The organism is Butyricimonas hominis (assembly GCF_014287455.1).
GTDB lineage: Bacteria > Bacteroidota > Bacteroidia > Bacteroidales > Marinifilaceae > Butyricimonas > Butyricimonas muris.
Map to the genome: position 1 here is coordinate 1 of NZ_JACOOH010000018.1, position 8,334 is coordinate 8,334.

An 8,334-nucleotide genomic window follows, 5' to 3' on the forward strand; every position below is an offset into this window, starting at 1 on the left:
AGGAACTGGAACTGCCGCTGATGAAAACCTTTATCCCCGATACCAAACGCTACAAAAAGGAACTGGTGGCGGATAAAAAGGCGGTGTTCCGCTCCACGCTCTTTCCCGCCAGCCGCCCGTTGGTAAGGGGAAGCAACTTGGAAGAACTGATAACCGAAATAGTGTACTACATCAAATTAAAATGATATGGCAAAGCAAAGCGGCGGGATGCCGAAGATAGACGAGGATTTTATGCGGGAACTTATCTCGCAGGGTGTACCCGCCAAGCGGGAGAGCCAGCCGGATGATGAACCGCAGCCCGGCAGCGAAACGGAAACCGCCCACGAGGGACGGCAGGCTGAAACAGTGCAAGTAGAGAAACCGACACCCCGCAAGCGCAAGGGCGGTTCGGGCGACTACCGGGAAACCTACTTTCAGAAAGTGGAACTGGCAGACCGACAGCCCTTGTACGTGAGCCGAACCACGCATGAGAAGCTGATGCGTATCGTGACGGTGATAGGCGGGCGAAAGGTGACGGTAAGCAGCTACGTGGAAAACATTCTGCTGCGCCACTTCGAGCAGTACCAAGACGAGATAAACACCCTGTACGAAAGCCACTTCCAAAAGCCTGTCTGACTATGGTAATCTATTGCATACTTACCGGGCTTTTGGTGTACTACATCGCCCTGTGGCTGTGGTATCGCTACACGGACAGCCGGACATCACCGGGCAAAACGGATGATGCGCCGCTTCCACGAAACGGGGTTTCAGGCTACACGCTGATAGGTGAAAGCCGATACAAGAGCGGACAATTTCAGACAGCGCAGGACAAATCGGGACACCTCCCGCAAGCGGCTGAAAATGATACTATTTTTGCGCCGCAGGCTGACGGACTGCCGGAAGAAACGCCCGGTTACGAGAATGACGAACCCGACTACGAGGACGAGGAAATAGCCGGGTACATGGACGGTGACGATGATACCGGGCGGGCTACGGGCGTGAGCTTTGACGAACTGGGCGAAGCGGTACGCACGGCGAACGCCGACAACCCCACCGAAACGGAACAGCGGCAAGCCGCCGGGACACTGGCAAGGATTGAGGGGACGAACCTCTACGATGCGGTGGTGGAGAACATCAACGGCGGGCTGGCAAAGGTGGCGGAACTGCTGGGACGCAACGAAGCGGAACTGGCTGCGGCTGCTGTCCCTGCCGAAGCTGGCAATAAAAGCAAGGAACACGAAGCGTTCGACATGAACGATTTCCTATAATATAATAATGTATAAGCCTGACAGCATGAAACAGCGTGATTACGGTTGATTGGCAACCTGAAAACCAAACAGACAAACGGGACTATCCCCGACCACTAAAATTTCAAATTATTCACCAGCCGGGAAAGGCGGACTATCCACCCGCCGCCCGGCATTAAAAACAAATCACAATGAGAAAGAAAATCTTCTTGTCGGCGGCTATACTTGCCGCCGTGGTAAGTGCCTACGCACAAGGAAACGGGCAGGCGGGCATCACCGAAGCCACGAACCTAATCACCGGGTATTTCGACCCCGGAACAAAACTGGTGTACGCAATCGGGGCGGTCTGCGGCTTGATTGGCGGGGTAAAAGTATATAACAAGTTTGTGCGACGTGAAGTTGCGTAAGTGATTGTGTAACATCAAGATTACACCTCCAGTTCCGTCTGGAGTAGCCTACGGACACGTGCATTGGGAGTAATCCTTTTGTACGGAGCTGTCCCGACAAGGTAGCCTTTCCAAAAGGAGAAGATTGAACCGTGAGGGGAAATCAACGGCTGATAACACCATTCAGCACGAGGAGCTTGGCTTAGCGGTATGGTCAACGAAAGTGAACTGTCCGATAAACATCGTAAGGTATAACGAGCCAAAGGCTGTTGACAGGCTCGGACCAAAAGGTAAGCAGTCGGCTGTCCTCTTGAACTTTGGGGGCACACGGACATTAGCACTGCCGGTGGAATAGACAGGACCTAACCCGCTTATTTATCACTTATGTAAAACACGGTAAGCCCGTATCTCTCCAGTTCATCAGAGCTGGTAAGCAAGCCGCAAGGCAAGCCTACATGGGGTGTGGGTATAGGATAGCGGAAAAAGCGAATGCCTCCCTGTAATGGGGAGGATACGGATTGAGCCAATATCACGGGTTGGTAAAGGTAACATCATCCGACACGAAAGTGGGCAGACTTCCGCCTATGGTGACACTTTACAAGATAGTTTACAGAACTTTTAAAGAAAGGAAAGCAAATGAACGCAAAGAAATTGGCGTGTGCGCCCGAAGACATAGACATTCACGAACTCTGGTCGAAAATCGACTGGGACAAATGTGAGCGTTTTGTCCAAAAGCTGCAAGCACGTATTGTAAAGGCTCAAAGGGAAGGCAGAAATAACAAGGTGAAAGCCCTGCAATGGATGCTTACCCACTCGTTCTACGCCAAAGCATTGGCGGTAAAACGAGTTACGACTAACAAAGGAAAATCTACTTCCGGCGTTGACAAGATTACATGGTCTTCTCCATTGGCGAAAGCCAAAGCCATATTCACTCTGAAAAGACATGGCTACAAGCCACAACCTTTAAAACGTGTAAATATCAAAAAGAAGAACGGGAAATTACGCCCACTCGGAATACCAACGATGAAAGACCGTGCGATGCAGGCATTGTACCTAATGGCACTTGACCCGATAGCGGAAACCACTGGCGACAGCCATTCCTACGGATTCCGCAGACATCGCTGTACACATGATGCCATCGAGCAATGCTACATCGTTCTTTCTCGTTCGGTCGCTCCCGAATGGATTCTTGAGGGGGACATCAAAGGATGCTTCGACCATATCAGCCATGCGTGGTTAATCAACAATATCCCTATGGATAAGGAGATACTACGCAAATGGCTCGAATGCGGATATGTGTTCAATGGAGAACTCTTTCCTACGGAAGAGGGAACCCCACAAGGTGGCATAATATCCCCAACTCTTGCAAACATGGCACTTGACGGACTGCAAGATTTGTTGGAAAAGAGTGTCAAGAAATATCAGGTGAACTACAAAAAGATAGTTCCTAAGATACATCTTGTACGATATGCAGATGATTTCATTGTAACGGCAAAGGATAAGGAAACGATAGAACAGGTTATACTTCCATTAGTACGTAAGTTCCTTGCGGAAAGAGGTCTGACACTATCAGAAGAAAAGACAAAAATCACACATATAAATGAGGGATTTGACTTTCTCGGTTTCAATATCCGAAAGTTCCGCAATAATACGCTGCTGACAACTCCATCCAAAGATGCGCAAAAGAGGTTTTGCGAAAAAATCCGCAAGACGATAGAAGCCAACAAGTGTGTAAAACAGAAGTCACTTATTATGATGCTGAATCCAATCATAAAAGGTTGGGGTAATTATTATAAATATGGTACTTCTGCGAATGTATTCCACCGAATGGATTGGGAAATCTTCAAGAAAATATGGCAATGGGCAAGACGCAGACATCCGCAGAAATGTAAAGGATGGGTAAAGGATAAGTATTTCAGAACACTAAATGGGCACTCGTGGAGATTTGCGGCAGATATGGGCAAGAAAGATAAGATTGATTATCTCGAACTGACCTATCTACCAACCATCCACCATGAGAAATTCGTCAAGGTTCGGCATTATGCCAATCCGTATGACCCATCAGATAAATCGTACTACGAATGGAGAGAAACCTACCGAATGAAGCAAACGCTGAAAGGCAGGCAATCTCTAATAAACATTTGGAAACGACAGAATAAAGTATGTCCTGTATGTGGAGAGCGTATTGACAGGGAAAGACCTTGGAGTATCACTGAACAAATAGTCAGTGGACGAAAGGTAAGAACTCTTGTACATACCAGTTGTAAACGTAAAATGCAAAGTAGATTATGAATATGAAAGTCGAAAATGAGATGGCTCTACCGATAACAAAGTCGGTAACGGTCATGTTGCTTGAGCCGTATGCGGGGAAACTCGCACGTACGGTTCTTAGAGGGGAAAGCTCCCGTAAGGGGGCTGACCTACTCGACTCAAGCGGCGACCCCGACACCTCAAAGACCGCCGCCAGTTGGTTCGGGGCGTGCATCTTCCTGATTGTAGCCGCCACTATCCTGCGCTCGTTCTTCCTCTAAACCTGCGGCTATGTCTGACGAGTTGTTGAGGGCTAAGCCCGAAAAATATCAGGTAAACAGGGGTATCGGGAAGCCCGTGGAGTTCAAGGGGCTGAAAAGCCAGTACCTCTTTATCTTTTGCGGCGGCTTGCTCGCCGTCTTCGTGGTGTTCATCGTCCTGTTCATGGCGGGCGTGAACCAGTGGCTATGTATCGGTTTCATCGTGTCGGCTTCGCTGCTGCTCGTGTGGCAGACGTTCCGGCTCAACGCCAAGTACGGCACGCACGGGCTGATGAAAGCCGCCGCACGCAAACGGCATCCACGCTTCATTATCAGCCGAAAGGCGATACCCCGATTATTCACCTACAAAAAAAGAAAGGAAGAAAGACCATGAGAAATATGTTAAAGGCTACCACGCTGGAAAGGAAATTTCCACTTTTGGCGGTGGAGAACGGCTGCATCATTTCAAAGGATGCGGACATAACGGTGGCTTTCAGGGTGGAACTGCCCGAACTGTTCACCGTCACCAGTGCCGAGTACGAAGCCATACATTCGGCATGGTACAAGGCAATCAAGGTGCTGCCCGACTACTCCATAGTACACAAGCAGGACTTCTTCATCAAGGAGAACTACCAGCCCGACACGGAAAGGGACGAGCTTAGTTTTTTAAGCCGCTCCTTTGAACGGCACTTCAATGAACGCCCGTTCCTGAACCATTACTGCTACCTGTTCCTGACAAAGACGACAAGGGAGAGAAGCCGCCGACAGAGCGACTTCTCCACCCTATGCCGGGGCAGGATTGTACCGCAGGAGATAGCCGACAAGGAAGCGGCGGCAAAGTTCATCGAAGCGGTCGGGCAGTTTGAAAGGATTATGAACGACAGCGGGTTTGTCACCCTTACCCGGCTGGCGGCATCGGAAATCACCGGGCAGGACGGAAAGGCGGGCATCATCGAGAAATACTTCTCGCTATCGCAGACAGATACCACCTGCCTGAAAGACATCGGGCTGTACCCGGAAGAAATGCGTGTCGGGGACGACATACTGTGCCTGCACACGCTTTCGGACGTGGAAGATTTGCCCGGAAAGGTCGGGACGGACACACGGTTTGAGAAGCTGTCCACTGACCGGAGCGACTGCCGACTGTCATTCGCCGCCCCGGTGGGCGTGCTGTTGTCGTGCAACCACGTCTATAACCAGTTCATCTTCATAGACGACCACGCCGAAAACCTGAAGAACTTCGAGCAGACCGCCCGGAACATGCAATCGCTCTCCCGTTATTCCCGTGCCAACCAAGTGAACAAGGAATGGATAGACGAGTACCTGAACGAAGCGCACAGCAAGGGGCTTGTATCGGTGCGCTGCCACTGCAACGTCATGGCATGGAGTGACGACCGGGAAGAACTCAAACGCATACGCAACGATGTGGGAAGCCAGCTTGCGCTAATGGAGTGCAAGCCACGCCACAACACGGTCGATACGCCCACGCTCTTTTGGGCGGGCATACCCGGAAACGAAGCGGACTTCCCCGCAGAGGAAAGTTTCTACACGTTCTTGGGGCAGGCTCTCTGCCTGTTCGTGGAAGAAACGAACTACAAGAGTTCGCTTTCGCCGTTCGGCATCAAAATGGTGGACAGGGTGAGCGGTCGCCCGCTGCATATCGACATATCGGATTTGCCCATGAAGAAAGGCATCACGACCAACCGCAACAAGTTCATACTTGGGCCGAGCGGGTCGGGTAAGTCTTTCTTTACCAACCACATGGTGCGTCAGTATTACGAGCAGGGGGCGCACGTGCTGCTGGTAGATACGGGTAACAGTTACTTGGGGCTGTCCCAGCTTATCCACAACCGCACGCACGGCGAGGACGGGATTTATTTCACCTACACCAACGAGAACCCGATAGCGTTCAACCCGTTCTATGTCGAGGACGGGGTATTCGACATAGAGAAGAAAGAGAGCATCAAGACCCTTATACTCACCCTGTGGAAGCGGGATGATGAAGCCCCGAAGCGGTCGGAAGAAGTGGCGTTGTCAAACGCCGTGAGTGCCTATATCGAACTGACAGGCAAAGACCGTTCGGTAACGCCCTGCTTCAACACGTTCTACGAGTTTGTCCGGGATGATTACCGCCGACAGCTTGAACAGAAGAACGTCAGGGAAAAGGATTTTGACATAAACAATTTCCTGAACGTGCTTGAACCGTACTATCGTGGCGGTGAGTACGACTACCTGCTGAACTCCGACAAGGAACTGGATTTGTTGCACAAACGCTTCATTGTCTTTGAGTTGGACAACATCAAAGACCACAAGATTTTATTCCCGGTAACGACTATCATCATCATGGAAGCCTTTATAAACAAGATGCGCAAGTTAAAGGGAATAAGGAAGTTAATACTAATCGAGGAAGCGTGGAAAGCGATTGCATCGGCGAACATGGCGGACTATATCCGCTACCTCTACAAAACCGTCCGAAAATATTTCGGGGAAGCGATTGTAGTCACGCAAGAGATTGAGGATATTATTTCTTCCCCTATCGTGAAAGAGAGTATCATCAATAACTCGGACTGCAAAATCCTGTTAGACCAAAGAAAATATCTCAACAAGTTTGACAGCATACAGAACCTCTTGGGACTGACCGACAAGGAGCGTTCGCAGATATTGTCTATCAACATGGCGAACCACCCCGGACGGAAGTACAAGGAAGTTTTCTTCTCGCTGGGCGGCACGCAGTCGGCGGTGTACGCCACAGAAGTTTCATTGGAAGAATATTACACCTTCACGACAGAGGAAAGCGAGAAAATGGAACTGTTCGCACTTGCCGACAAGCTGGGCGGCAACCTTGAACTGGCTATCAAGAGGCTTGCAGAAAGCAAACGTAATCCCCAATCATCAACAACTTAAAAATCAGGAACATGAAAAGAACAATTCTCCTTATGGCGGTATGCCTTTGCTTCATCGGCAACGCATCCGCACAGTGGGTGGTGTCAGACCCCGGCAATTTGGCACAGGGCATCATCAACACCACCAAGCAGATAGTGCAGACTTCCACCACAGCCAAAAACACGCTGGACGGCTTCATGGAAGCGCAGAAGATTTTCCAGCAGGGAAAAGTCTATTACGATGCGCTCAAAGCGGTACACGATGTTGTCAAGGGCGGCATCAAGGTGAAGAAGTCCATTGAACTGGTGGCGGAAATATCCGAAATCTACGTGCGAAACTACCAGAACATGCTGGCTGACCCGAACTACACGCCGGATGAACTCACCGCCATTTCAGCCGGGTATGCCAAGCTGCTCTCCGAAAGTGCGGACGTGTTGCAGGACTTGAAGAATGTAGTGAACGTGACGGGTATGTCGCTGACGGATGCCGAAAGGCTGGCGGTAATCAACAACGCCTACAAAAGCCTGCTCAACTACCGCAACCTCGTGAACTACTACACCCGAAAGAACATATCCGTGTCCTACCTGCGGGCAAAGAAGAAGAACGACACAGACCGGGTGCTGGCTCTTTACGGCTCGGCGGATGAACGCTACTGGTAACATATAAATCGGTATGCCTATGTTATTAGCAGCGGTGGATTTTGACAACCTGCACCAAGTGTTGCGGGTGCTGTACGATGAAATGATGCCCTTGTGCAGCAACATGACGGGGGTAGCCAAAGGAATAGCCGGGCTGGGTGCGCTGTTCTATGTAGCCGCCAAAGTGTGGCAGTCGCTCGCACGTGCCGAACCCATAGACGTGTACCCGCTCCTGCGTCCCTTTGCGCTGGGGCTGTGCATCATGTTCTTTCCCACGTTCGTGCTGGGGACTATCAACACGGTATTGTCGCCAGTGGTGAAAGGGTGCAACCAGCTTATGGAAACGCAGACTTTCGACATGAACGAATACCGGGCACAGAAAGACCGACTGGAATATGAAGCCCTGATGCGTAGCCCCGAAACGGCTTACCTCGCTTCGGACGAGGAATTTGACAGGCAACTGGAAGAACTGGGCTGGTCGCCCTCCGATATGGTAACTATGACGGGTATGTATATGGACAGGGCGGCGTACAATATAAAGAAGTCCGTCCGGGACTGGTTCAGGGAACTGCTGGAAATGCTCTTTCAGGCGGCGGGGCTGATTATAGACACGCTGCGCACGTTCTTCCTAATCGTGTTAAGCATACTGGGTCCGCTGGCGTTTGCGATTTCCGTCTATGACGGTTTCCAA

General features: G+C 50.6%; 8 protein-coding genes and 2 pseudogenes. All 10 read left to right on the forward strand.

The annotated features are described in order from the left end of the window. A pseudogene (locus H8S64_RS21675) lies at nt 1-185 on the forward strand (ParA family protein); the annotation flags it as partial. Nucleotide 186: 1 nt separating this feature from the next. Continuing rightward, the gene (locus tag H8S64_RS21680) at nt 187-615 is read left to right on the forward strand and encodes a DUF3408 domain-containing protein (RefSeq protein ID WP_007478184.1); all 429 of its coding nucleotides are present in this window, start codon (nt 187-189) and stop codon (nt 613-615) included. Nucleotides 616-617: 2 nt separating this feature from the next. Beyond that, complete coding sequence (locus H8S64_RS21685; RefSeq protein WP_007478186.1) at nt 618-1,247, forward strand: hypothetical protein; 630 nt, start codon at nt 618-620, stop codon at nt 1,245-1,247. Between the two features lie 170 nt (nt 1,248-1,417). Further along, nucleotides 1,418-1,612 (forward strand): annotated as a pseudogene (locus H8S64_RS21690) (DUF4134 family protein); the annotation flags it as partial. Nucleotides 1,613-2,248: 636 nt separating this feature from the next. Continuing rightward, nucleotides 2,249-3,904: a group II intron reverse transcriptase/maturase gene (ltrA, locus tag H8S64_RS21695; RefSeq protein ID WP_004316241.1), complete on the forward strand. Its 1,656-nt coding sequence runs from the start codon at nt 2,249-2,251 to the stop codon at nt 3,902-3,904. Continuing rightward, the gene (locus tag H8S64_RS21700) at nt 3,901-4,143 is read left to right on the forward strand and encodes a DUF4134 family protein (RefSeq protein ID WP_007845737.1); all 243 of its coding nucleotides are present in this window, start codon (nt 3,901-3,903) and stop codon (nt 4,141-4,143) included. The genes ltrA and H8S64_RS21700 overlap by 4 nt, the downstream gene beginning before the upstream one ends. Before the next feature lie 10 nt (nt 4,144-4,153). Continuing rightward, entirely contained in the window at nt 4,154-4,516 is a 363-nt protein-coding gene (locus tag H8S64_RS21705) for a DUF4133 domain-containing protein (RefSeq protein ID WP_007566699.1), read from the forward strand. After that, nucleotides 4,513-7,026, forward strand: a complete 2,514-nt coding sequence (locus tag H8S64_RS21710; RefSeq protein ID WP_007566701.1) for a TraG family conjugative transposon ATPase — start codon at nt 4,513-4,515, stop codon at nt 7,024-7,026. The genes H8S64_RS21705 and H8S64_RS21710 overlap by 4 nt, the downstream gene beginning before the upstream one ends. 11 nt (nt 7,027-7,037) lie before the next feature. After that, nucleotides 7,038-7,664 carry a DUF4141 domain-containing protein gene (locus tag H8S64_RS21715; RefSeq protein ID WP_007566703.1) on the forward strand — a complete coding sequence of 209 codons (627 nt, stop codon included), beginning with the start codon at nt 7,038-7,040 and terminating at the stop codon, nt 7,662-7,664. A 19-nt stretch (nt 7,665-7,683) separates the two neighbouring features. Further along, nucleotides 7,684-8,334, forward strand: a 651-nt coding sequence (gene traJ, locus H8S64_RS21720; protein WP_154398625.1) for a conjugative transposon protein TraJ, incomplete at its 3' end; no start/stop codon positions are given.